Source organism: Arthrobacter liuii, assembly GCF_014639275.1.
GTDB classification, from domain to species: domain Bacteria; phylum Actinomycetota; class Actinomycetes; order Actinomycetales; family Micrococcaceae; genus Arthrobacter; species Arthrobacter liuii.
In genome coordinates, this window is record NZ_BMFW01000008.1 from 83,584 (window position 1) to 103,930 (window position 20,347).

Below are 20,347 nucleotides of genomic sequence, written 5' to 3' on the forward strand. Positions count from 1 at the left end.
GCAGTTACTCAGCAATCGATGGGGACTATTCCGACACGTGCTCCCCCGCGACCGCCAGGAAGGCACGGGCGGCGGGCGTGAGATCGTCCTTGCGGCTCAGGATGGCAACTTCGAGGTGGGAGACCGGTTCGGTCAGGAGCGTGCGCAGGCCGGCTTTGTGCGCGGTGGGCGCCCACGAGGACGGCATCACCGCGTGCCCCACGCCGGCCAGCACCAACGGGAGGATGGACGTACGGTGCGCCATCTCCACTACAATCTCGGCTTCGATGCCCCGGGCCAGGGCGTCGTCCACGAGCCAGCGCATGAGGGAGCCCCGCTGGCTGGCGATGACGCGGTGGCCGCCGAGGTCCTCCCGCACGATGGCGTCGCCGGCGCCAAAAGTATCGGCCCGGGGGTTGACGATGAGGATCAGGGGCTGGCGTTCCAGCTGCAGGACTTCGACGCCGGGCACGCGGATGGCGGTGGGGGAACCGGCCAATCCAATTTCCGTGCTGCCGCTGCGCACGGATTCGATGACTTCTTCCGGCGTGAATGCAGCACCTACGTTCAGCCGGACGGAGGGGTAGGCCTGGGTGAAGGCCGCAATCATGGAGGTCAGGGGTTCAATTCCCGGTGAGGGCATGGTGATGATGTCCAGCTGTCCGCTGCGGATGCCACGGAGGGCCTGCACGGCGGACTGTGCCGCGTCCAGGTCCCGCATCACCAGCCGTGCCGGCCCCACCAGCTCCCGGCCGGCGTCGCTGAGTACAGCCCTGCGCCCGATCCTGTGGAACAGGGGCACGCCCAGCTCCTTTTCCAGGCCGGCGATGGTCTGGGACAGGGAAGGCTGGGCTATCAGCAGCTGTTCGGCCGCGCGGTTGAATCCGCCGTGGTCAACCACCGCGAGGAAATACTTCAATTTCCGGGTGTCCAAAAGGCGGCTCCTACTCCGGCTGGCCGCTGCTGCGGTGCGCCTGAAGCCTATCCACGCGTGCCCCATTCGGCGAATCCCCTTCCCCCTTTGTTTCGTCGTTATTCCCCACCAAGGGGGTAGGGGGTCGTATTCTTAGAGCAGAGGTTTTGCAGTGGGCCCGAGCACTGATGGCAGGGCTGGAGCATGGCCGCTGATCCCACGGGGCAGGTTGGCTGGGGACCGCTTCCAGTTACCCCGGAGCCGGTTTTCGACAGCAAGGACGTCGAAGACTACCTCTGGGAAGTCACCCGCGACTTCATGGCGGGTATCAAAGGTGAACGCCGCAGCATCAGCTGGGCGGCCACCCTCTTTCGCCTGGGCAAGGCACGCACCCTCGCCGCCAGCACGGAGCAGGCGCGCGAAGCGGACCGGGAGCAATGCTCGTTTGCCGACGGACCGGTCGTGGAAGCCGTGCGCACCGGGGAATTCGTCCTGCTGTCGGACCTGAGCCGGGACCGCCGGTGGCCCGGGTATTCCAGCGCCGCCGCCGTTCACGGGGTGCAGTCCCTGCTCTCCGTCCCCATCCTCACCGAGGGCGGCACCAGCGCTGCCATCAACCTTTACGCGCCGTCCCCGCATGCCTTCACCAGCGACGACCTGGTGCGCAGCCAAAGCTATGCGCGCCAGGTGGCGCGGGCCCTGCGCGTTGTTGTCCGCGTGGCTGAGCGCGCGGAAACAACGGCCGGTCTCGCCGTCGTCCAAAGCTCCCTGGTCCTTGTGGACCTTGCTGTACGCAGCCTCATGAACGAATACGGATTAACCCGGGAGGGTGCGCTGCGGTTCCTGCAGACCCAGGCGCTGCACCACGAACTGGACCTCCGGGATGCGGCACTGAATGTCGTGGTCCCCGGTGGCATGGACCACGGGCCCGGGCATCCTTCCGGGCCGCGCCAGGAAACGTACGACGGCGTCGCGGAGCTCCCGCGGCCCTCGGCGGCAGGGCGGGACTTTCCAACCGGAACGTCGCCCCGCAGGGACGCTGCGGCGGGGTAGGAACCCCCGCCCGCTGCAGAAGGGAGGACGGCATGACCATCGAGAAGCAGGAACTGCACTCAGTAGCGCAAGGACCGGACAGGCACCCCTGGCATCGGTTCGTTGCCCTTGGGGACTCCTACACCGAAGGAATTGGCGACCCCGAACCGAACAGCCTGGGCGGCCTCCGGGGCTGGGCAGACCGGGTGGCCGAGGAGCTGGCCGCGCGCCAGCCGGACTTCGCCTATGCCAATCTGGCCATCCGCGGAATGCTGCTGCGGCAAATCCTTGACGGGCAGCTGTCACCGGCCCTGGCGCTGAAACCCGATCTGATCGCCATGTCCGGTGGCGGCAACGACATCGTCTTCCGCCACGGCGACCCGGACAAGCTGGCGGAAAAGATCGACGAGGCCGTCGGTATCCTGACAGCCACGGGCGCCACCGTCTTGCTGTATGCAGGTCCGGACTGGGGTAACACACCTGTTTTTGGCAAGATCCGTGGACGCGTGGCCATTTACAACGAGCACCTGCACAGAATCGGGGCACGGCATCACGCCATCATGGTTGACCTGTGGTGCCTGCCGGAGCTTCAGCACGCCCTGATGTGGGATCCTGACCGGCTGCACCTGTCACCGCTGGGCCACCACTCCGTGGCCGTGGCCACGCTCAACGCGCTGGGTGTGCCGCACGAACTCAAGCCGCTGCTGCCACGGCCGCTTCCGGCCCACGGGTGGACACAGGCCCGGGCCGAGGACCTGGTGTGGGCACGGCAGTACTTCGTGCCGTGGGTGCTGAAGCGGCTGCGTCCCCACCCGGGCGACGACGCACTGGCGGCGAAACGGCCGCAGCCCGGCCCCGTGTTCGGCCTCGGCCGGCCGGGTCCGTTCCCGGCTGGCCATCCGGCCGGCCAGGCGCCGGGGGCAGGCGTGGCTTCAGGCGTGCAGCGCGCTGCCGTACCAGGGGCGGCGACGGGCTGGGTTGCCTGACCGGCCTAGCGCTTTTTGGGCGAACGCCTCGTGGCGGCCCTCATGGCTGCCTTGGCTGCGGGCGGCAGTACGCCCAGCTCGGTTTCAGGTTCGGCCACCGTTCCGCGTGCCTTCGCGATGGCCTTCATGCCGTGGTAGACCACCAGGGCCGCGGCGGACCCGAGGGCGATGCCGTTGAACTTGAGGTCGCCGACGGTCCAGGTGTAGTCGGCGATGCCGATGATCAGCGCCACGGCTGCGGTGGTCAGGTTGACGGGGTTGGAGAAGTTCACTTTGTTCTGCACCCAGATCTTCACGCCCAGGATGCCGATCATTCCGTACAGCATGGTGGCCGCGCCGCCCAGCACGCCCGCAGGGACCGTGGCAATCAGTTCGCCGAACTTCGGCGAGAAGCTGAGCAGGACGGCGAACATGCCTGCCACCCAGTAGGCCGCCGTCGAATACACCTTGGTTGCAGCCATGACGCCGATGTTTTTCCGCGTAGGTGGTGGTGCCTGACCCGCCGCCGAAACCGGCCAGCATGGTGGCGGCGCCGTCGGCCATCAGCGCACGTCCGGAGACGCCGTCGAGGTTCTGTCCCGTCATGGCTGCAACGGATTTCACGTGGCCGATGTTCTCGGCTACCAGCACCAAGACCACCGGCACGAACAGGCCCAGGACGCCGATGTGGAACTCGGGGGCCTGGAAGTGCGGCAGGCCCACCCAGGCCGCGGCGTCCATCTTGTCGTACTTCACTTCACCGCGGAGCGTGGCCACGAGGTAGCCGATTACCACGCCCACCAGGATGCTGAGCCGCCCCAGGATCCCGCGGAACAGGACGCTGACCAGGATGATGGTTGAAAGGGTGACGACGGCGGTGACCGGCGCGGCGTCGAAGTTCTGCTTGGCCGCGGGGGCAAGGTTCAAGCCGATCAGTGCCACGATGGCGCCGGTGACGATGGGCGGCATGAGCCGGTTGATCCAGTCGGCGCCGAACTTCTGCACCACCGCGCCCACCAGCGCCAGGACCGTGCCGGCGAGCACCACGCCGCCGAGCGCTCCGGGGATGCCGAACTGCTGCTGGGAGGCCATGATGGGGGCGATAAACGCGAAGCTTGAGCCCAGGTAGCTGGGGATCCGGCCCTTGGTGACCACCAGGAACAGCAGGGTGCCGATGCCCGAGAAGAACAGCGTGGTGGCCGGCGGCATCCCGGTGATGATGGGAACCAGGAAGGTGGCGCCGAACATGGCCACCACGTGCTGCATGCCCACGCTGATGGTCAGGGGCCACGCCAAACGCTCATCAGGGGCCACCACCTGGCCGGGCTTGATGGTTTTGCCGGTGCCGTGCAGCTTCCATTTGATTCCGAGCATGCTCATGGGAAGGAATGCCTTTCAGGGGGGTGCCGCGAGGGGGCGAAGATCAACTCGCTCCAGAATACCGCCAAGTTTTCGCGCCGGCCCCCTGTGGCCAAGGTCACCCGCCCTTACGGGAAGAGGAGGAAAGAACTTGAAGTTGCAACTATAGACAGCATCAGAGGCCACCCCGGCAAGCGGGCGGCGCAGCGAAAGGTAAGCCAATGACTATTGCCCACGAAGAAGCGGTTATCGATTCGGCAGCCGTGGACGCCATCTTCGCCCAGGCCCGCACCGCCAACTCCTTTACCGGCGAGGTGACCGACGAGCAGGCACGTGCCATCTACGAGCTCACCAAGTTCGGCCCCACTGCCTTCAACTCCCAGCCGCTGCGCGTCACGTACGTCCGCTCGGACGAAGCCCGCGCCACCTTGGTGGACGCCCTCTCCCGGGGCAACCAGGCCAAGACAGCTTCCGCACCGCTCGTGGCCATCCTCAGCTACGACACCGACTGGGCCGGCAAGTGGGACAACTTCCTCCCCGGCTACAACGCCCCCAAGGCCATGTACGACGCCGACCCCGACCTCGCCGCCGCCACGGGCAACAACAACGCCCACCTGCAGGCCGGTTACTTCATCCTGGCCGTCCGCTCGCTTGGATTCTCCGCTGGCCCCATGACGGGCGCGGACTTCGCCGCAATCGACGCGGCCTTCTTCCCGGCCGGTGGCCAGAAGAGCTTCCTGGTGGTCAACATCGGCCAGCCCGGCGAGGAAGCCTGGGGCGAGGCAAAGCCCAAGTTCTCCTACGACGAGGCCGTCCGCACCGTCTAGTACCACCCCTCAAAACACCGGACGCCCGCTCACTTTTGACGGCCTTCCAACAAACGCCCGCTCACTGTGGTGAGCGGGCGTTTGTTGATTGACGGTCAGAGATGAGCGGGCGTTTGAACTTTCATTGCCAAAAGGGAGCGGGCGTCTGGGGCCGAGTGGGAGACTGTGGCTATGTCCCTGCGGAACCTGATTTTCGTGGCGTTCGTCGAGCCGGTTACTGACGGCCAGGTTTTCCCGCGCACGGACTGGCCGCTGCACATCACCCTGGTGAGGTTCGACGCCGCCTGTACTGACAGTGCCGACGTCGCCGAGCGCCTTGCCGGGCTGGCGGACGCGCACGCCGCGGCAGCGCTGGGCGCAGGGCTTGCGGTGGGGGAGGACGCGGCCTTTGGCCGGAACGGATCGGTCCCGGTCAGCCTGATGGAACCGACTCCTGCCCTGCAAAACCTGCATGGGCAGCTGGTCGCCATTGTCGAAGGCCTGGGCGGCAGGATCCCCACGCCTCGCCACACCCTGTCCGGTTACCGGCCGCACATCTCGCACCAAGGCGCTGCAGGCCCGGGTGGGAAGCGCCTCCACCCGGGCGACGCCGTCGTGCTTGACCGCGTCGCCCTGGTGGACATGGCTCCCGACGGCGACCACACCATCAGGCGCATCCTCCGGCTGTGGAGCCTCGAACCCGAGGCAGGCTAGGCGATGACGCTGTCCACCAGGGCCTTCGCCTCGGCCTGCACCTGCTTCAGGTGGTCCTCGCCCTTGAAGGACTCGGCGTAGATCTTGTAGACGTCCTCCGTGCCGGACGGACGCGCGGCGAACCAGGCGTTCTCGGTGACTACCTTCAGCCCTCCGATGGACGCGCCGTTGCCGGGTGCCTCGGTGAGCTTGGCGGTGATCGCTTCGCCAGCCAGTTCGGTGGCGGTGACGTCCGCAGCGGAGAGCTTGCCCAGCTTCGCCTTCTGCTCACGCGTCGCAGCGGCGTCGATCCTGGCGTACACCGGCGCGCCGAACTGGTCGGTCAGCCCCTTGTACAGCTGGGACGGTGACTTGCCGGTGACGGCGGTGATCTCGGAGGCCAGCAGAGCCAGCAGGATGCCGTCCTTGTCCGTGGTCCACACGCTGCCGTCAAGCTTGTTGAAGGACGCGCCGGCTGATTCCTCACCGCCGAACGCACCCTCGCCGGAGAGCAGGCCGGGCACGAACCACTTGAAGCCCACGGGCACCTCAACCAGCTTGCGGCCCAGGCTCTCGGCAACACGGTCGATGATGGAAGAGGACACCAGGGTCTTGCCCACCACGGAGGCCGGGTTCCAGCCGCTGCGGTTGCGGTAGAGGTAGTCGATGGCGACGGCCAGATAGTGGTTGGGGTTCATCAGGCCGCCATCGGGGGTGACGATGCCGTGCCGGTCGGCGTCGGCGTCGTTGCCGGTGGCCACGTCAAAGGCCGGCTGCCCGGAGGCAGCGGCATCGGACATGCGCTGGATCAGTGACGCCATGGCCGACGGCGAGGAGCAGTCCATCCGGATCTTCTCGTCCCAGTCCAGGGTCATGAAGGCCCACTGCGGATCCACGGTCGGGTTCACCACGGTGAGGTCCAGGTGGTGGCGCTCGGCGATCTCGCCCCAATAGTCCACGGACGCGCCGCCCATGGGGTCGGCGCCGATCCGGACGCCCGCGTTGCGGATGGCATCCAGGTTCAGGACGGACGGAAGATCGTCCACGTAGCTGCTGAGGAAATCGAACTTGCCGGTGGTATCGGCGGCCTGGGCGTCCGCCAGCGGGATCCGCTTCACGCCGCGCAGGCCGTTCTCCAGCAACTCGTTTGCGCGGTTGGCGATCCAGCCGGTGGCGTCGGAATCGGCAGGACCGCCGTGCGGGGGGTTGTACTTGAAGCCGCCATCGCCCGGCGGGTTGTGGCTGGGCGTGACCACGATGCCGTCAGCCTGCGGGGCGCCCGGTGCTGCCGTCCGGTTGTACGTAAGGATCGCGTGGCTCAGGGCCGGGGTGGGGGTGTAGCCATGCCGGGCGTCAACGAGGACCTGGACGCCGTTGGCGGCGAGCACCTCAAGGGCGGAGTTCTGCGCTGGCTCGCTCAGCGCGTGGGTGTCCTTGGCAAGGAACAACGGCCCGGTGACGCCCTGCGCCGCCCGGTACTCCACGATGGCCTGGGTGATGGCCACGATGTGCTGCTCATTGAAGGACGCCTTGAGGCTGGAGCCGCGGTGCCCGGATGTCCCGAACACCACGCGCTGGCCGGGATCACTGAGGTCCGGCGCGATGTCGTAATACGCATCGAGGAGCGCAGTGATGTCAACAAGGTCCTGGGGTTGGGCAACTGTACCCGCGCGGCTAGCCATGGCTACAGCATGCCAGAACCTGGCTCGAGTCAAAACGACCCGCCCAGAATCCGGACGGAATGACCTGGCGTGACGCCGCCGGCCAAGTAGTCCGCCTGAGTACACGGCACGGAAAGTACCTATATACCGGCCCTTCGACGCCCTGCTATTTTCAAGAAAATTCCTGGAAAACACCCTGGAGCAGGGCACGACGGCGGGCCGCCGCCGTCGTCCCGTCCGGCAAGGAAACGGAGACGTCCAATGGGGGCAGGAGACGGGGCAGCGGAGCAGTCCAGGCTGGCAGCCGAACGCGTGGCCAGGCTGAAGCGCCGGCTGGACCAGGCCGAACACTCCACCAAGGCCCTGGACGCCGGCGCGGCGGGGGCGGAGGTGGTGGCCGACAAGCTCAGCGAGTTGGTCCCGCGCGGCTGGTATGTGCTCCACGATGTCCACTGGCCGGGCCGCCCCAAAGCGAACCTTGACCACGTCCTGGTGGGCCCGGGCGGAGTGGTGGTGGTTGATTCGAAGAACTGGACCGGCGAAGTCCGGGTGGCCTCCGGTGTGCTGTGGCAGGGCCGTTATGCGCGGACCCAGGCCGTGGAAGGTGCCCTGGCCCAGTGCGCCGCCGTGGCCTCGGTGCTGTCTCCGCCGCACCGCCGGCTGGTTCGTCCGCTCATCTGCATGGCTGGGCAGCCGGACATTTTCGGGGTGACCGATTCAGATGTTGCCGTTGCAGGTTCCCAACGGGTGGTGGGCGCCATCGAGGCGCTGCCGGCAGTGCTCGACCAGCAAGCAGTCGTGGGCCTCTACGAGCAACTGGGCCAGCAGCTTACCCACGAGCAGGAACCAGGCATCACGGCCCTGCGCAACGTGAGTCCGGGAACTGTGGTGCGCCCGGCAGGAGCATTGCCGCCCGCGGGCCGGCAGCCAGGACAGCGGGCGGGAGTGGCGCCAGGAGCGCGGACAGGGGCGCCGGGAGGATCGGCCCGCCGCGGCCGGAACGCCAAGGCTCGGCAGCGCGGCGGTACCAGCGGAGCGGCGCTGGCACTGCTGGCGGTCTTCGTCATTTTTGCCGTCTATATCCTGCCCTACTTGGGCCATTAGGCTCCTGGCCGTCCCCAGGACGGAGGCTGTGTTTCGCAGCGCTGCGGACCGCTTCGGTGGCCCTGTTGAGCCGTTCGGAATCGAGGGCCCAGGACTGCCAGTAGAGCGCCACGTCCTGGTGGGCATCTTCCAGCCTGACCAGGGCGCCGTTTGCCAGCTCACCGGTGAGCTGGAGTTCCGGAATCATTCCCCAGCCCAGGCCGGCCTTCACTGCTGCGAGGAAGCCCTGGGAAGAAGGGACAGTGTGCGTGCGGGGAGGCTGCGGCACGCTCTTGGCGGTGAGCAGCTGCTGCTGCAGGTTGTCTTTCAGGTTGAACTTCAGCACCGGCATTGCTGCCCAGTCAACACTGCCGTAAGCCGAAAAGCGCCGGTGCAGTCCCGGGGCAGCCACCGGGATGTACCGCATGGAGCCCAGCAGTTCCACCCGGCATCCGCTCACGGGCACCGGGTCTGAGGTTACGGCGCCCATGACTTCGCCGTCGCGGAGGAGTTGGCAGCTGTAACCCTGGTCCTCCACGTGGAGATCGAGGGCCGAGTCCTCCCACCCGGCGGCCTGGTGCAGGACGGGGACAAACCATGTGGCCAGCGAATCCGCGTTGATGGCCACCGGCAGGTGCGCCCGCACAGCCGGCCCTGATCCCAATGCAACCGACGTCTCCGCCTCCAGCACCTGCACCTGGCGGGCCATCCGCAGCAGCAGCGCACCGGCGTCGGTGGCCGAGCAGGGCAGCCGGCGGCGCACCAGGACCTGGCCCACGGACGCTTCCAGCGCCTTGATGCGCTGGCTCACTGCCGACGGCGTGACCCGGAGCTGGTCTGCCGCCGCCTCGAACGTTCCCTCATCGACCACGGCCATGAGGGCTTTAAGGTGCTCAAGGTTCATGAAGATATTCTAAGGACAGGACAGAATCCTTTACTTGCCTACATCGCTGCGCGACCCTACCGTCGTTGCTATGTGGACCGCAGGAGTAACGGGAATGCTCACGGGGCTGGCGCTGATCGTGGCGATTGGCGCCCAGAACGCCTTCGTGCTGCGCCAGGGAATCCGGCGGGAACATATTGGCGCGGTGGTGGTTGTCTGCATGGCCGGCGACGCCCTGCTGATCGTGGGCGGCACCGCGGGCATCGGGGCGCTGGTCACCCGGTTCCCCGAGGTGCTGGAAGTCTTGCGCTGGGCCGGAGCGGCTTACCTGCTGTGGTTCGCGGTGCGATCCTTCATGGCGGCGGTGAAGCCCTCGGCCCTGGAAGAGGAGGCGCCGAATTCGAAGAACTCGGTGATTGCCACCACGGCGGCCCTGACCTTCCTCAACCCGCATGTCTATCTGGACACCGTGGTTCTCCTGGGCAGTCTTGCCAACCAGCTGGGCCCTGACCTGCGCTGGACCTTTGCCGCCGGCGCGGTGACCGGAAGCGTGCTGTGGTTCTCCGGGCTGGGCTACGGGGCGAGGGCGCTGGCAGGCGTGCTCAGCAGCCCCCGCACCTGGCGGTGGATTGACGCGTCCATCGGCGTGCTGATGGTAATCCTGGCCATCCGGCTGGTCCTGCACTGAAGTAGGCTGTAGCCAGATTCGCAGGGGAGAAACCATGAGCAGCCAGCCATCCCAGGGGCCCGAATACCAGCGTCCCGAAAACCAGCGCAACGGTTCGCCGTGGCCCAGCTACCAGCCGCCGTCCCAGTACGGGCAAGGGCCCGATTATGGCCAGCCCCAATACGGGCAGCCCCCGTCCAACCAACCGCAGTACGGCCAACCGCAGTACTTCGGCCAGCCGTCCTACTACGGCAGTCCGGTGGAACCGAAGACCCTGAGCATCGCCAGCATGGTGTGCGGCATCGCCTCGGTCATCATGGGCTGGCTGCTGCTTCCCCAGTTCGCTGCCATCATCACCGGCCACCTGGCCCTCCGGCGGGAACCCTCCGGCCGGGGGATGTCTATCGCCGGCTTGGTGCTGGGCTATCTGTGCCTGCTGGGGTACGGGGCCATCTGGCTGCTGTTCATCATTGGCCTCGCCGTCGCCGCCACCACAGGGTCGCACACCGGCACCTTTTAGCCACTCTTCCCCCTCAGAAGCGCTGGACCAGATCAAGGCGCACGGGCCAGCCGGCCGGCACCTACCAGGCGCGGGCATAAGTCCCCGCCGGATGGACGTTTCCCCTGCGCGTGACAGGGGGACTGGTCCGTGGGGTGGGGAGTTGTCTCGGTCGACTTACCTGGCCGACCTAGCGGAGCAGCTCGACGTCCGAGACAAGCTCGATATGCGCCAGCATGGCATTGGCAGCGCCGTCGGAATCGTGGGCGCGGACGGCATCGGCGATTTTCCGGTGCGATGCCAGTGACTGTTCGGGTCGCCCGGGCTGGCCCAGGGACTCCATCCTGGTTTCCAGGATCATCTCGGCGATGAAGGCCATCAGTTGCCCCAGTACCGAGGAGTGTGCCGCAGCCGTGATGGCTTGGTGGAACAGTTCATCGCCGTGGGTACCGCGGTGGCCGTCGCCGATTTCCTTGGCCATGACATCCAGGGCGTTGTCAATGGCAGTGAGGTCCTGGTCCGTCCGGCGTTCCGCCGCAAGGGCGGCAAGCTTCACTTCCAGCGTGCTGCGTGCCTCCACGATTTCCGGGAGCCGGCTCTGGTGCTCGCGCAGGCCCTTGACCACCGACGCCACGCTGGGCCGCCGGGCCAGGACTGCGCCGGTGCCGTGCTGCACGTCGATGACGCCAAGCACTTCCAGGGCCACCAGGGCCTGGGCCAGGGTGGCGCGGGAAACTCCAAGCCGTTCGGCAAGGTCGCGCTCTGCCGGCAGGAGATCTCCGGGCTTCAGCTGGGCGGACTCAATGTAGGCAAGGATCTGCTCCACCAGCTGCTCATAAAGCCGTGGGCGGGTGACTCGTTCCAGACCTGCCCGTGCTGTCTTCTCCACAAAGCCCTCCCATGGGTCGCTCGGATCAGAATACCTCCTTCATCTATTGACAGATAGACTCACTGTCTAAGAGGCTAGTCCAGTGAGCCAGTAACTCACGTCACGCTTCTCGCACCCCCCAACGGAGGACCAACGATATCCGCTCCTGTCTTATCGATCATCATCCTGGCGGCGATGTTCCTGCTCGCCACCGTCCTGCCCCTCTATATGGGCGCGCCCGCGTTCGTGGGCGCCTTCTTGCTTGGCGCCCTGGTGCTGGCCAACGCGCGCGGAGGGCGTGGACAAGGACCAGTTCTACAAGCGGATCCCCGGCTACAGCGGAGTCGTCATCGTGGCAGGACCCGTCCTGGCCTGGCTGGCACTGGTGGTCCTCGGCTGGCTCTAGCGCCGACCGCGCCCCAGCCCCGCCTGTTCTAGAAAGGAAACCCAGCATATGAGCACAGCAGAAACTTCCCAAGGCCCCCTGGCCGGGCATATCGTCGTCGACCTCAGCCGGGCACTGGCCGGGCCGCACGCCGGGATGATGCTGGCAGACCTCGGCGCCCGCGTCATCAAGGTGGAGAACCCCGGCACGGGGGATGACACCCGCGGCTGGGGCCCGCCCTTCGTGGGCCCCGAGGACGACCTCCAGTCCACCTACTTCATGTCCTGCAACCGCAACAAGGAATCCATCAGCCTGGACCTGAAGAGCGCTGACGGCCAGGCGGTGCTCCGCGGGCTCCTGGAGCGGGCGGACGTGGTGATCGAGAACTTCCGGCCCGGAGTCATGGACCGGCTGGGCTTTTCCACCGCCGCGATGCACCAGCTCAACCCGCGCCTGGTCATCCTCTCCATCACCGGCTTTGGCCACGACGGGCCCGAATCCCAGCGCAGCGGCTACGACCAGATCCTGCAGGGCGAAGCCGGCCTGATGTCCCTGACCGGCTCCGGCCCGGACGATCCCCAGCGCGTCGGTGTCCCCATCGCCGACCTGCTCTCCGGCATGAACGGCGCATTCGGCGTGCTGGCGGCCCTGGTGGAGCGGAACCGGACCGGCCAGGGCAAGGTGGTACGCGCCTCGCTGCTGGCATCACTGATCGGCGTCCACGCCTTCCAGGGCACAAGGACCACCGTTGCGGGTGAAGTTCCGCAGGCCCAGGGCAACCACCACCCGTCCATCGCCCCCTACGGACTGTTCAACTGCAAGGACGGGAGTGTGCAGATCAGTGTTGGCAGCGAGAAGCTGTGGCAGTCGTTCGCCGCGGCCTTTGGCCTGGACCCGGCCGCCCCGGGCTTTGCCAGCAACGCCGAAAGGGTGCGGAATCGTGCGGAGGTGATTGCCGCCGTCGAACGCGCCTTTGCCGGCTACGGCGCGGCGGAACTGCTGCAAAAACTTAACGACGCCGGGATCCCGGCAGGGAAGGTCCGCTCGCTGGACGAGGTGTACGCCTGGGAACAGGTGGCGTCCCAGGGGCTCGTGGTGGATGTGGAGCATCCACTGCTCGGAAAGGTAAGCCTGCCCGGGCCGCCGCTGCGGTTCTTCGCTCCCGGGGACGCGGCGGAAACCACGGTGACCGAGCACGACGCGCCGCCGCTGCTCAATGAGGACGGTCCGGCGATCCGCGAATGGCTCGGCCTGGCCGCGGCTGCCGGGGAAAAATAGCATGGCGACGGCGGAGAAGGTGCGGCATTTGAAGGCAACCGAATTGCTGGACGCGGTGGTGGACCCGGGTGCGTTCGTCTCGTGGGACACGGAGCCGCAGCAGCCACCGCTGTCCGGGGAGTACGCCAGCGACCTGGCCAGGGCGCGCGAACGCAGCGGCGCCGACGAGTCAGTGATCACCGGTGCCGGGCTCATCCGGGGCCGCCGGGTGGCACTGATCGTCAGCGAGTTCTCCTTCCTGGCCGGGTCGATCGGCCACGCGGCGGCGCAAAGGATTGTTGCCGCCGTCGAACGCGCCACCGCGGAGGGACTGCCGCTGCTGGCCGGCCCGGCCTCCGGGGGAACGCGCATGCAGGAAGGAACGCTGGCGTTCCTGTCGATGGTGAAAATCACCGGGGCCGTGCGGGCGCACCGCCAGGCAGGGCTTCCCTACCTGGTCTACCTGCGGCATCCCACCACCGGCGGCGTCATGGCATCCTGGGGGTCTTTGGGCCACATCAACGTGGCCGAGCCGGGCGCCCTGCTGGGCTTCCTGGGCCCGCGCGTATACGAAGCGCTGTACGGCGAGGCGTTTCCGGAGAACGTGCAGGTGGCGGAGAACCTCTTCCACAAGGGACTGATAGACGCCGTTGTGGAACCCGAAGACTTGGCGGACCTGGTGGGCCGGGCGCTGGACATCCTGGCTGCAGAGGAGCGCGTTGGTGTCGGCGCCACCGTGCCGGCCCCGCCTGAAACCCTGGATGTCCGGCCCTCGACTGTTGACGCCTGGACGTCCATCGGGATATCCCGCCGGCCGCGGCGGCCGGACCTGCGCCTGCTGCTGAAGTTCGGCGCCAGCGACGCCCTGCCCCTCAACGGAACCGGGCAGGGGGAGAAGGACCCGGGGCTGCTGCTGGCACTGGCACGCTTTGGCAGCCAGTCCTGCATCGTGCTGGGGCACGCGCGCCCGCTGCGGAAGGACGCCGCGGGCATGGGCCCGGGGTCACTGCGTGAGGCGCGTCGGGGCATGAAGCTGGCGGAGGAACTGCGGTTGCCCCTGCTCACGGTCATCGACACCGCCGGCGCAGCCCTTTCGCAGGAGGCGGAGGAGGGCGGGCTTGCCGGGGAGATTGCACGCTCGCTGCACGAACTGATCGGGCTCGAATCGCCGTCGGTCTCTGTGTTGCTTGGCCAGGGTGCCGGCGGAGGGGCCCTGGCGCTGCTGCCCGCGGACAGGACCATCGCCGCCCAGCACAGCTGGCTGTCGCCGCTGCCCCCGGAAGGCGCCAGTGCCATCGTGCACCGGACCACCGCCTTTGCCCCCGCCATGGCGCAGGCGCAGGGGGTAAACGTCGCCGCGCTGTACGCGAACGGCCTGGTGGACCACGTCGTGGATGAGCGCGATGACGCCTCACTGGAGCCGCGCGAATTCTGCACCCGGATGGCGCGGGCCATCGAGTACGAACTGGGCTCCGTGGCCGGCCGTCCGGTGCCTGAGCTCGTGGCTGCCCGGGCCCATAAGTTCGCGACCCTGGGCGCCCCTTAGGGGAACAGGCGCCCCTGGCAGCTACCTCCGCTGCCGGACCCTGGACCGGTGGGCGTTCCTGCGCAGCTGCAGGATGCGCGCGCCGCCTGCTGCGGCCACCAGCACGCCACCGCTGACGGCGGCGATGAACAGCGCCATGCCCAGCGGGACCGAACCCTCGAAGCCAAGGAACTTCACCAGGGCCAGCTCCTGGTTCTGCAGGATGAAGATGATCAGCAGGATCAGCAGCACCAGGGCGGCCACCACTGCTGCCCAGATGACACCGGTGCGCGTGACTTTGCGTTCAGGGGTCCCGTCGGCCGTGCGCGCGGGGCCGGTCCCGGCGGCCGGTGTGCCCGGCTGGCCCGTTGAGTAGGACGGGGCGTTGCTGTACGTCACGTTCCGGTCTGCTGACGGCTGGTCCGCGTTCGACGGCGGCGGGCCGGCTTCCGTCTCCGGCCGTCGGTCCGGTCCTGGCGTGTACTGTCCTGCGCTCATGCTTTGTCCCCTTTCCCAGAATGCTAAGCATGCTTACCGTTCAACCATAGACGCCGGTGTTGCCGCAGCACAACGACCGGCGCGACGGGATGCTGGTTCTGGGACTGTCAGGGGCAGCCTGCAGGAGGCGGTGACCGTGGGGGAGGGGTCCTCACTGAGAACCCCTCCTGACTTAGGTCCGGGTTGTTTGCCCGGACCTCAGACCCTCTCCTTGCTCCGTTCGGCAGATGGGGTGCGCGGCGCAGGCGTCCTGCGCCAGCTGGGGAAGGCCCAGAACGTGAAATTCTGTGCCTTTACCGGCTCCTCCGGAGTTTCCGCAGGGGTTTCCGGTTCCGCTTCAGGCCGGCGCTTGGTTTCCTTCCTTGCGCCCCACCCAAAGTCCTTGTTCGATGCGTAGCACATCACGGACCTCCTTATGGTGACTGCCCTTTAATCGTCCTCCTGCCCGGCGCGGGAGTCGAGTAGGGCAAAGGGCAAATGTCCTTGAGGCACGGGCGCAGTCCCGCCGGCGGCCTTCGAAGGCAGGCCGCTCGGATGTGCTAGCTGCCGCCGGCCACTACGTCCTCCGCCTCCTGCGGGCGGTGGAACTCGCAGGGCCCCTGATGGCGGAGGGGGAGGAGGCAGGTCCGGCCCGTGGGCAGGTGGACCAGCGCGCAGCGGCCGGCCATGGCCAGGTCCTCCCTGACGTTGGAGTTGCTCAGGTCCGGCCGTCCGTCGTCTGCTGTGTCGGTGGTTCCGGCGCTCACGGCATGATGTTCAGCATTCATTGTGGGGCAACTCCTCGTCGGGCGGAGGGCGGGTGGAAGGTGCTGAAGCGTGCCGTTCCAGTCTGCGCTGCGGGGGTTACGGGCGGGTTAAGCCGGCGTTAGGGTCACGTCAACAACAGCACCCAAGGTTTCCCTAGTAGCCCAGTTGGTGCGCCACCTGCAGGAGGAGGGCTTCCGATCCCATCGGACCCACCAGTTGGATTCCCATGGGAAGTCCGGTGCCGGTAGCGCCGCCGGTCCAGTGCACGGGGATGGTTATGGCCGGCAGCCCGCAAACATTCACCATGGAGGACCACGGGGCGTATTCGCACTGCTTCCGGTAGTCGCCGTCGGCATCCCCTGGCCATTGCGCCGACGGCCAGCGGTCACCGCCGTGCGCAGTGCCGGTGAACCAGCCGACCGGCCGCGGCGTCTGTGCCAATGCGGGCATCAGCATCAGGTCCCACTGCCCGTACTGAGTCACGGTGTCGTGCTGGAACTGGCGCAGGAACGCCAAGGCCTCGGCAAGCTTGGCAGGGCTCCGCTGCTGGGCGCGCCGCCGGAAGGTCCGGGTCAGGGGTGCCAGCAGTGCCTCCCGCCTGGGATTGATCCGGGCCGCGCCCACTCCCGCGGTCCAGGCGGTGGTGAAGGCGTCCGGGTAGCGGTTGTCGTAGCGGATGGCCGCGTCGCTGGTGGCATGGGCAGCCCCCTCCAGCAGCTTTTCGCCGATCCGGAGCGCGTCCAGTGCCTCCTGGTCCGGCGTGAAGGGGAACGTGCTGGACCACGGACTGTCCAGCGTGACGCCGATCCGCAGCCGCGGCGGCTCCTTCCTTACTGCCGCCAGGTAGCCGCCTCCCGGCACCAGGACGTCCATCATCAGCGCGGCGTCCTCCGCGCTCCGGGCAAGGGGGCCGGGCGCCACCAGCCGCGCAGGGTCCCCGGCGCTTTCCCCTGCCGCCACCAGCCCGCGGCCCGGCTTCAGCCCCACCAGGCCGCACGCGGCGGCTGGTATTCGGACTGATCCGCCGCCGTCGGTGCCCGGGGCAAACGGCAGCAGCCCTGCCGCCACGGCGGCCGCGCTGCCGCCGGAGGAACCTCCCGAACTCCTGCTGGGTGCATGGGGATTGCGCGACGGCGGTGCGATGCGGTTTTCGCTGTAGGCCGTCAGTCCGAATTCGGGCACCTGGGTCTTGCCCAGCGGGACGACGCCGGCGTCCTTGAAGAGGGAAACCAGCGGAGCGTCCGCCGGGGCAGGTTTGTGGGCCAGGGCCGCACTTCCGTGCGTGGTCACCACACCGGCTACGTCGGTGAGGTCCTTGAAGGCGAGTGGCATGCCGTGCAGCAAGGGCAGGTCATCGGCGTCGGCGCGGGACCGCAGGGCATCGGCGGCCCGTGCCTGCTCCATTGCCTGGTCCGCCGTCACCGTGACGAAGGCGCCGAGAAGGGGGTTCTGGTGCTCGATCCGGGCGAGGAAATGGGCGGTGGCATCAGTGGCGGACACTGTTCCACTCCGCAGGAGGTCCCGCAGGGCCAGCGCTGGGAGTTCGTGGAGTTCAGCCACGGTGGCGGGCCTCCGTCTGCGGGCCGGCGTTCCGGCGGGGACATGCCGGCGGCGCGGAAGGGGCGGTCAGCGGCTGGGACATGGAACCTCCTGGGGCTTTCTCCAGCCTAACCCGCAGGGTTTTTCCTGACCCGGTCAAGGTGGAAGGGGGAGGAAGGGCTAGGCTTAAACCTGACTCTGATCCGCCAAGACAGGACTCCGATGAGTGATTTCCATACCGTCCCCGTCCATGACATCCCCGCTGACGCCGTGATCCTGGACGTTCGGGAGGACTATGAGTGGGTCGCCGGACACGCTGACAGCGCCGTCCACATCCCCATGGACCAGATCCCGGCCCGGCTGGACGAAATCGACCCGGACGAGGACGTCTATGTCATTTGCCGCACGGGCGGCCGGTCCCTCCGCGTTGCCCAGTGGCTCACCGGCCAGGGGTACACCGCCATAAACGTCTCCGGCGGAATGGACCAGTGGCTGGAATCCGGCAAACCCTTGGTCTCTGACAACGGACTCAAACCGCTGGTGCTTTAGTGCCAGGTACGTCCCGCACCTACGCCTTCCTGGGCCCGGAAGGCACGTTCACCGAGGCTGCCCTGCTCCAGGTACCTGACGCACTTCAGGCAGTGCGGGTTCCGGCGTCGAACGTCAATGCGGCCCTTGACGCCGTGCGTGACAGTGTGGCCGACGCCGCCATGGTGCCTATCGAGAACTCGGTGGAGGGCGGCGTCACCGCCACGCTGGATGCCATTGCCACGGGCCAGGAGCTGTGGATCATCCGCGAGGTCCTGGTTCCCATCAGCTTTGTCCTGGTGGCCAGGACTGGCGTGCGCTTGGAGGACGTGCGGCGGGTATCCACGCACGGCCACGCGTGGGCGCAGTGCCGGCTGTGGATGGACAAAAACATGCCCGGTGCGGAATACGTCCCAGGCTCCTCCACCGCCGCTTCCGCCGTGGGGCTGCTGGACGGGGACTGCCAGTACGACGCAGCCATCTGTGCGCCGCTGGTCGCCCGTGAGCATGAGGGGCTGTCGGTACTGGCGGAGAACATCGGGGACAACCCGGGTGCGGTGACCCGATTCGTCCTGGTCAGCCGGCCGGGCGCGCTGCCGGCACGCACCGGAGCGGACAAGACGACGGTGGTTGTCCCGCTGCCCGAAGACCGTCCGGGCGCGCTCATGGAGATCGTGGACCAGTTCGCCAGCCGCGGGGTAAACCTCAGCCGGATCGAATCCCGCCCCACCGGCCAGTACCTGGGCCACTATTTCTTCAGCATCGACGCCGACGGCCACGCCGGCGAGGCGAGGGTGGCGGACGCCTTGGCAGGGCTGCACCGCATCAGCCCGGGGACCCGCTTTCTGGGCTCGTACAGCAGGGCGGACAGGCAATCCACGCCGGTGCCGGCGCACACCTCGGATGAAGCTTTCTCGGCAGCCCAATCGTGGGTTGAATCCATACTCGCCGCGGAATCCCTCGCAGGTGAAAACGGTTCCGGAGCTTCGCCCAAAGCGTAGGCAAATGCCCTCCGAAGTACTTCCGCGGGATGTGGACAATGCGTATGCTTGCCTGATCCACACGGGGTATGGCCCCTGATGAAGGGAGCGGGTCATGACCAGCAGCACTGACAACGACGGCCAGGGGATGATCGTCAACCCCAAGCCGGCCTCAGACAACCAGGACTGGGACGGGGACGATGCGGACCGTGCTGACCGCCTGCGCTTCGAAGAGGAGCAGGCCATGATCCGCGAGCAATCAGAAGCGCATGCTGCCGCCAAGGCCCGCGCGGAGGCGGAGAAGGAAACCGGCTCGTGACCAAAGCTACTGTCCTATTTGATCACCGCGCTGCGTCAGCCGCCGGGCTTGGTTGCCGCGGCTCCCGCGCCGCCGGGTACCAGGCCTTTGACCCTGACCAGGAGTGACCGCGGCTCCACCTGGACCGTAAGCTGCGTGGCTTCCCCCGACGTATCGCCGTCGATCTGTGTGGGCATCGGTTCGGGGCACTTGATGACAATCCTGGTTGACCGGTAGACGGTCATGATGGGCAGCTTCCCGCTGTGCTTGAACATGATCTTCACGTACATCAGCAGCCAGCCAAAGGCGCTGCGGGGGCTCATCACCACAACATCGAGCATTCCGTCGTCGATCATGGCCTGCGGAATGAAGTCGATGCCGCCTGGAACCAGGCCGCAGTTGGCGAAAAGCACGCTGCGGATGTTCCGGACCTGCTCCGGGCTTCCGTCCAGCACAATGGAAACCTTCTTCCGCCGCCCCGGCAGGTGGCGCACGCCCGCCTCCGTGTACGCGAGCCAGCCCACGGCCTTCTTCAGCCCCGCGTTGGTGTCCGCCAGGACCTCGGCGTCCATGCCGATCCCCGCGATCACCAGGAAGAGGTGCTCGGAGTAGTGGCCCGTACGGGAATTCTCAATGGCCATCCGTGCGGTGTCGATGTAGCGCTGGCGGCCGAAAAGCGCTGTCTGGACGTTGCCGTGGAGGTCGCCCACATCCAGGTCCAGATTCCGGGCCAGCAGGTTGCCGGTGCCCAGCGGGATCAAACCCATGGCAACATCGGTGTGCGCCAGGGCTTCGGCCACCACGCGGACCGTGCCGTCGCCGCCGCCTACAAGGACGACGTCAGGCTTGCCGGCAAGGGCGGCCTGCATCTGCGAGAAGCCGGGATCCTCCGCCGTCGTCTCGAAAAAGACGGGTTCTTCCCACCCGGCCGCCAGGCAAGCCCTGTGGATGGCGGCCCTCGCTTCATCGGCCCGCGCCTTGATGGGGTTCAGGACGACGGCCACGCGCTGCTGCGCCAGTCCTGAGTCGTAGGCATCCCCGGCCACGGCGCTGCGCACGTGCAGAGCTTTGAGGCGCCGCACCCCCCACCAACTGGATGTGGCGAAGGCAAGCGCCACCGCAATCAGCAGGTAGAGAATCCAGTCGCTCATGGTGGTTCAACACTAGCCCGGCGGATGGCGG

The 20,347-nt window shown here is 67.4% G+C and carries 20 protein-coding genes and 1 pseudogene; 12 read left to right on the top strand and 9 right to left on the bottom strand.

Features of this window, described 5'->3' with window-relative positions; all coding sequences use genetic code 11:
- Positions 1-25: 25 nt before the first annotated feature.
- Positions 26-913, bottom strand: coding sequence for a LysR family transcriptional regulator (locus tag IEW19_RS10870; RefSeq protein ID WP_188571643.1), 888 nt, complete (start codon positions 911-913; stop codon positions 26-28).
- Between the two features lie 183 nt (positions 914-1,096).
- Between IEW19_RS10870 and IEW19_RS10875 the strand changes: the two genes are divergently transcribed.
- Together IEW19_RS10875 and IEW19_RS10880 are read left to right on the top strand one after the other, a co-directional pair.
- The gene (locus IEW19_RS10875) at positions 1,097-1,945 is read left to right on the top strand and encodes a GAF domain-containing protein (RefSeq protein ID WP_188571644.1); all 849 of its coding nucleotides are present in this window, start codon (positions 1,097-1,099) and stop codon (positions 1,943-1,945) included.
- Positions 1,946-1,977: 32 nt separating this feature from the next.
- A complete protein-coding gene (locus IEW19_RS10880) occupies positions 1,978-2,910 on the top strand; it encodes an SGNH/GDSL hydrolase family protein (protein ID WP_188571645.1) in 933 nt (310 codons plus the stop codon).
- A gap of 5 nt (positions 2,911-2,915) precedes the next feature.
- Here the strand turns inward: IEW19_RS10880 and IEW19_RS10885 are convergent.
- Positions 2,916-4,269, bottom strand: a pseudogene (locus IEW19_RS10885) (uracil-xanthine permease family protein).
- A gap of 200 nt (positions 4,270-4,469) precedes the next feature.
- Here IEW19_RS10885 and IEW19_RS10890 point away from each other — a divergent pair.
- Both IEW19_RS10890 and IEW19_RS10895 read left to right on the top strand, forming a co-directional pair.
- Positions 4,470-5,075 (top strand): malonic semialdehyde reductase, encoded by a 606-nt coding sequence (locus IEW19_RS10890; protein WP_188571646.1) that lies wholly within the window; start codon positions 4,470-4,472, stop codon positions 5,073-5,075.
- Positions 5,076-5,246: 171 nt separating this feature from the next.
- Positions 5,247-5,768: a 2'-5' RNA ligase family protein gene (locus tag IEW19_RS10895; RefSeq protein ID WP_188571647.1), complete on the top strand. Its 522-nt coding sequence runs from the start codon at positions 5,247-5,249 to the stop codon at positions 5,766-5,768.
- On the opposite strand, the gene pgm is transcribed toward IEW19_RS10895, so the two are convergent.
- Positions 5,765-7,429 carry a phosphoglucomutase (alpha-D-glucose-1,6-bisphosphate-dependent) gene (gene pgm / locus IEW19_RS10900; protein ID WP_188571648.1) on the bottom strand — a complete coding sequence of 555 codons (1,665 nt, stop codon included), beginning with the start codon at positions 7,427-7,429 and terminating at the stop codon, positions 5,765-5,767. The two genes, IEW19_RS10895 and pgm, sit on opposite strands and share 4 nt — an antisense overlap.
- A 240-nt stretch (positions 7,430-7,669) precedes the next feature.
- Between pgm and IEW19_RS10905 the strand changes: the two genes are divergently transcribed.
- Positions 7,670-8,512 (top strand): NERD domain-containing protein, encoded by an 843-nt coding sequence (locus IEW19_RS10905; RefSeq protein WP_188571649.1) that lies wholly within the window; start codon positions 7,670-7,672, stop codon positions 8,510-8,512.
- Here the strand turns inward: IEW19_RS10905 and IEW19_RS10910 are convergent.
- A complete protein-coding gene (locus IEW19_RS10910; protein WP_188571650.1) occupies positions 8,472-9,395 on the bottom strand; it encodes a LysR family transcriptional regulator ArgP in 924 nt (307 codons plus the stop codon). The genes IEW19_RS10905 and IEW19_RS10910 overlap by 41 nt on opposite strands.
- Positions 9,396-9,465: 70 nt before the next feature.
- Here IEW19_RS10910 and IEW19_RS10915 point away from each other — a divergent pair, with 70 nt between their 5' ends.
- Together IEW19_RS10915 and IEW19_RS10920 are read left to right on the top strand one after the other, a co-directional pair.
- Entirely contained in the window at positions 9,466-10,062 is a 597-nt protein-coding gene (locus tag IEW19_RS10915) for a LysE/ArgO family amino acid transporter (protein ID WP_229748431.1), read from the top strand.
- 34 nt (positions 10,063-10,096) lie between these two features.
- Positions 10,097-10,561 carry a DUF4190 domain-containing protein gene (locus IEW19_RS10920; RefSeq protein WP_188571651.1) on the top strand — a complete coding sequence of 155 codons (465 nt, stop codon included), beginning with the start codon at positions 10,097-10,099 and terminating at the stop codon, positions 10,559-10,561.
- A 169-nt stretch (positions 10,562-10,730) separates the two neighbouring features.
- Here IEW19_RS10920 and IEW19_RS10925 read toward each other — a convergent pair whose 3' ends face one another.
- A complete protein-coding gene (locus tag IEW19_RS10925) occupies positions 10,731-11,429 on the bottom strand; it encodes a FadR/GntR family transcriptional regulator (protein WP_188571652.1) in 699 nt (232 codons plus the stop codon).
- A 433-nt stretch (positions 11,430-11,862) separates the two neighbouring features.
- Between IEW19_RS10925 and IEW19_RS10935 the strand changes: the two genes are divergently transcribed.
- Positions 11,863-13,071 carry a CaiB/BaiF CoA transferase family protein gene (locus tag IEW19_RS10935; RefSeq protein WP_188571653.1) on the top strand — a complete coding sequence of 403 codons (1,209 nt, stop codon included), beginning with the start codon at positions 11,863-11,865 and terminating at the stop codon, positions 13,069-13,071.
- 1 nt (position 13,072) lies between these two features.
- Entirely contained in the window at positions 13,073-14,596 is a 1,524-nt protein-coding gene (locus IEW19_RS10940; protein WP_188571654.1) for a carboxyl transferase domain-containing protein, read from the top strand.
- Between the two features lie 21 nt (positions 14,597-14,617).
- Here IEW19_RS10940 and IEW19_RS10945 read toward each other — a convergent pair whose 3' ends face one another.
- The 3 genes from IEW19_RS10945 to IEW19_RS10955 form a co-directional block, all read right to left on the bottom strand.
- The gene (locus IEW19_RS10945; protein WP_188571655.1) at positions 14,618-15,073 is read right to left on the bottom strand and encodes a LapA family protein; all 456 of its coding nucleotides are present in this window, start codon (positions 15,071-15,073) and stop codon (positions 14,618-14,620) included.
- 539 nt (positions 15,074-15,612) lie between these two features.
- Positions 15,613-15,840, bottom strand: coding sequence for a hypothetical protein (locus tag IEW19_RS10950; RefSeq protein WP_188571656.1), 228 nt, complete (start codon positions 15,838-15,840; stop codon positions 15,613-15,615).
- Between the two features lie 133 nt (positions 15,841-15,973).
- A complete protein-coding gene (locus IEW19_RS10955; RefSeq protein ID WP_188571657.1) occupies positions 15,974-17,380 on the bottom strand; it encodes an amidase in 1,407 nt (468 codons plus the stop codon).
- A gap of 201 nt (positions 17,381-17,581) precedes the next feature.
- On the opposite strand from IEW19_RS10955, the gene IEW19_RS10960 reads away from it, so the two are divergent.
- From IEW19_RS10960 to IEW19_RS10970, 3 genes are all read left to right on the top strand, one after another.
- Positions 17,582-17,908, top strand: a complete 327-nt coding sequence (locus tag IEW19_RS10960) for a rhodanese-like domain-containing protein (RefSeq protein ID WP_188571658.1) — start codon at positions 17,582-17,584, stop codon at positions 17,906-17,908.
- Positions 17,908-18,888 carry a prephenate dehydratase gene (gene pheA, locus IEW19_RS10965; protein ID WP_188571659.1) on the top strand — a complete coding sequence of 327 codons (981 nt, stop codon included), beginning with the start codon at positions 17,908-17,910 and terminating at the stop codon, positions 18,886-18,888. Before IEW19_RS10960 ends, pheA begins: the two co-directional genes overlap by 1 nt.
- A 94-nt stretch (positions 18,889-18,982) precedes the next feature.
- Complete coding sequence (locus IEW19_RS10970) at positions 18,983-19,186, top strand: hypothetical protein (protein WP_188571660.1); 204 nt, start codon at positions 18,983-18,985, stop codon at positions 19,184-19,186.
- A 35-nt stretch (positions 19,187-19,221) separates the two neighbouring features.
- Here the strand turns inward: IEW19_RS10970 and IEW19_RS10975 are convergent, their stop codons facing one another.
- Positions 19,222-20,316 carry a diacylglycerol/lipid kinase family protein gene (locus tag IEW19_RS10975; RefSeq protein WP_188571661.1) on the bottom strand — a complete coding sequence of 365 codons (1,095 nt, stop codon included), beginning with the start codon at positions 20,314-20,316 and terminating at the stop codon, positions 19,222-19,224.
- Positions 20,317-20,347 lie beyond the last annotated feature (31 nt).

Bases quoted from the DNA above. Each gene is read 5' to 3' on its own strand.
- IEW19_RS10950 (WP_188571656.1), bottom strand. From the start codon at position 15,840: ATGAATGCTGAACATCATGCCGTGAGCGCCGGAACCACCGACACAGCA.
- IEW19_RS10960 (WP_188571658.1), top strand. From the start codon at position 17,582: ATGAGTGATTTCCATACCGTCCCCGTCCATGACATCCCCGCTGACGCC.
- IEW19_RS10970 (WP_188571660.1), top strand. From the start codon at position 18,983: ATGACCAGCAGCACTGACAACGACGGCCAGGGGATGATCGTCAACCCC.
- IEW19_RS10895 (WP_188571647.1), top strand. From the start codon at position 5,247: ATGTCCCTGCGGAACCTGATTTTCGTGGCGTTCGTCGAGCCGGTTACT.
- IEW19_RS10905 (WP_188571649.1), top strand. From the start codon at position 7,670: ATGGGGGCAGGAGACGGGGCAGCGGAGCAGTCCAGGCTGGCAGCCGAA.
- IEW19_RS10880 (WP_188571645.1), top strand. From the start codon at position 1,978: ATGACCATCGAGAAGCAGGAACTGCACTCAGTAGCGCAAGGACCGGAC.
- IEW19_RS10935 (WP_188571653.1), top strand. From the start codon at position 11,863: ATGAGCACAGCAGAAACTTCCCAAGGCCCCCTGGCCGGGCATATCGTC.
- IEW19_RS10975 (WP_188571661.1), bottom strand. From the start codon at position 20,316: ATGAGCGACTGGATTCTCTACCTGCTGATTGCGGTGGCGCTTGCCTTC.
- IEW19_RS10910 (WP_188571650.1), bottom strand. From the start codon at position 9,395: ATGAACCTTGAGCACCTTAAAGCCCTCATGGCCGTGGTCGATGAGGGA.
- IEW19_RS10940 (WP_188571654.1), top strand. From the start codon at position 13,073: ATGGCGACGGCGGAGAAGGTGCGGCATTTGAAGGCAACCGAATTGCTG.
- IEW19_RS10920 (WP_188571651.1), top strand. From the start codon at position 10,097: ATGAGCAGCCAGCCATCCCAGGGGCCCGAATACCAGCGTCCCGAAAAC.
- IEW19_RS10875 (WP_188571644.1), top strand. From the start codon at position 1,097: ATGGCCGCTGATCCCACGGGGCAGGTTGGCTGGGGACCGCTTCCAGTT.
- IEW19_RS10945 (WP_188571655.1), bottom strand. From the start codon at position 15,073: ATGAGCGCAGGACAGTACACGCCAGGACCGGACCGACGGCCGGAGACG.
- IEW19_RS10915 (WP_229748431.1), top strand. From the start codon at position 9,466: ATGTGGACCGCAGGAGTAACGGGAATGCTCACGGGGCTGGCGCTGATC.
- pgm (WP_188571648.1), bottom strand. From the start codon at position 7,429: ATGGCTAGCCGCGCGGGTACAGTTGCCCAACCCCAGGACCTTGTTGAC.
- IEW19_RS10890 (WP_188571646.1), top strand. From the start codon at position 4,470: ATGACTATTGCCCACGAAGAAGCGGTTATCGATTCGGCAGCCGTGGAC.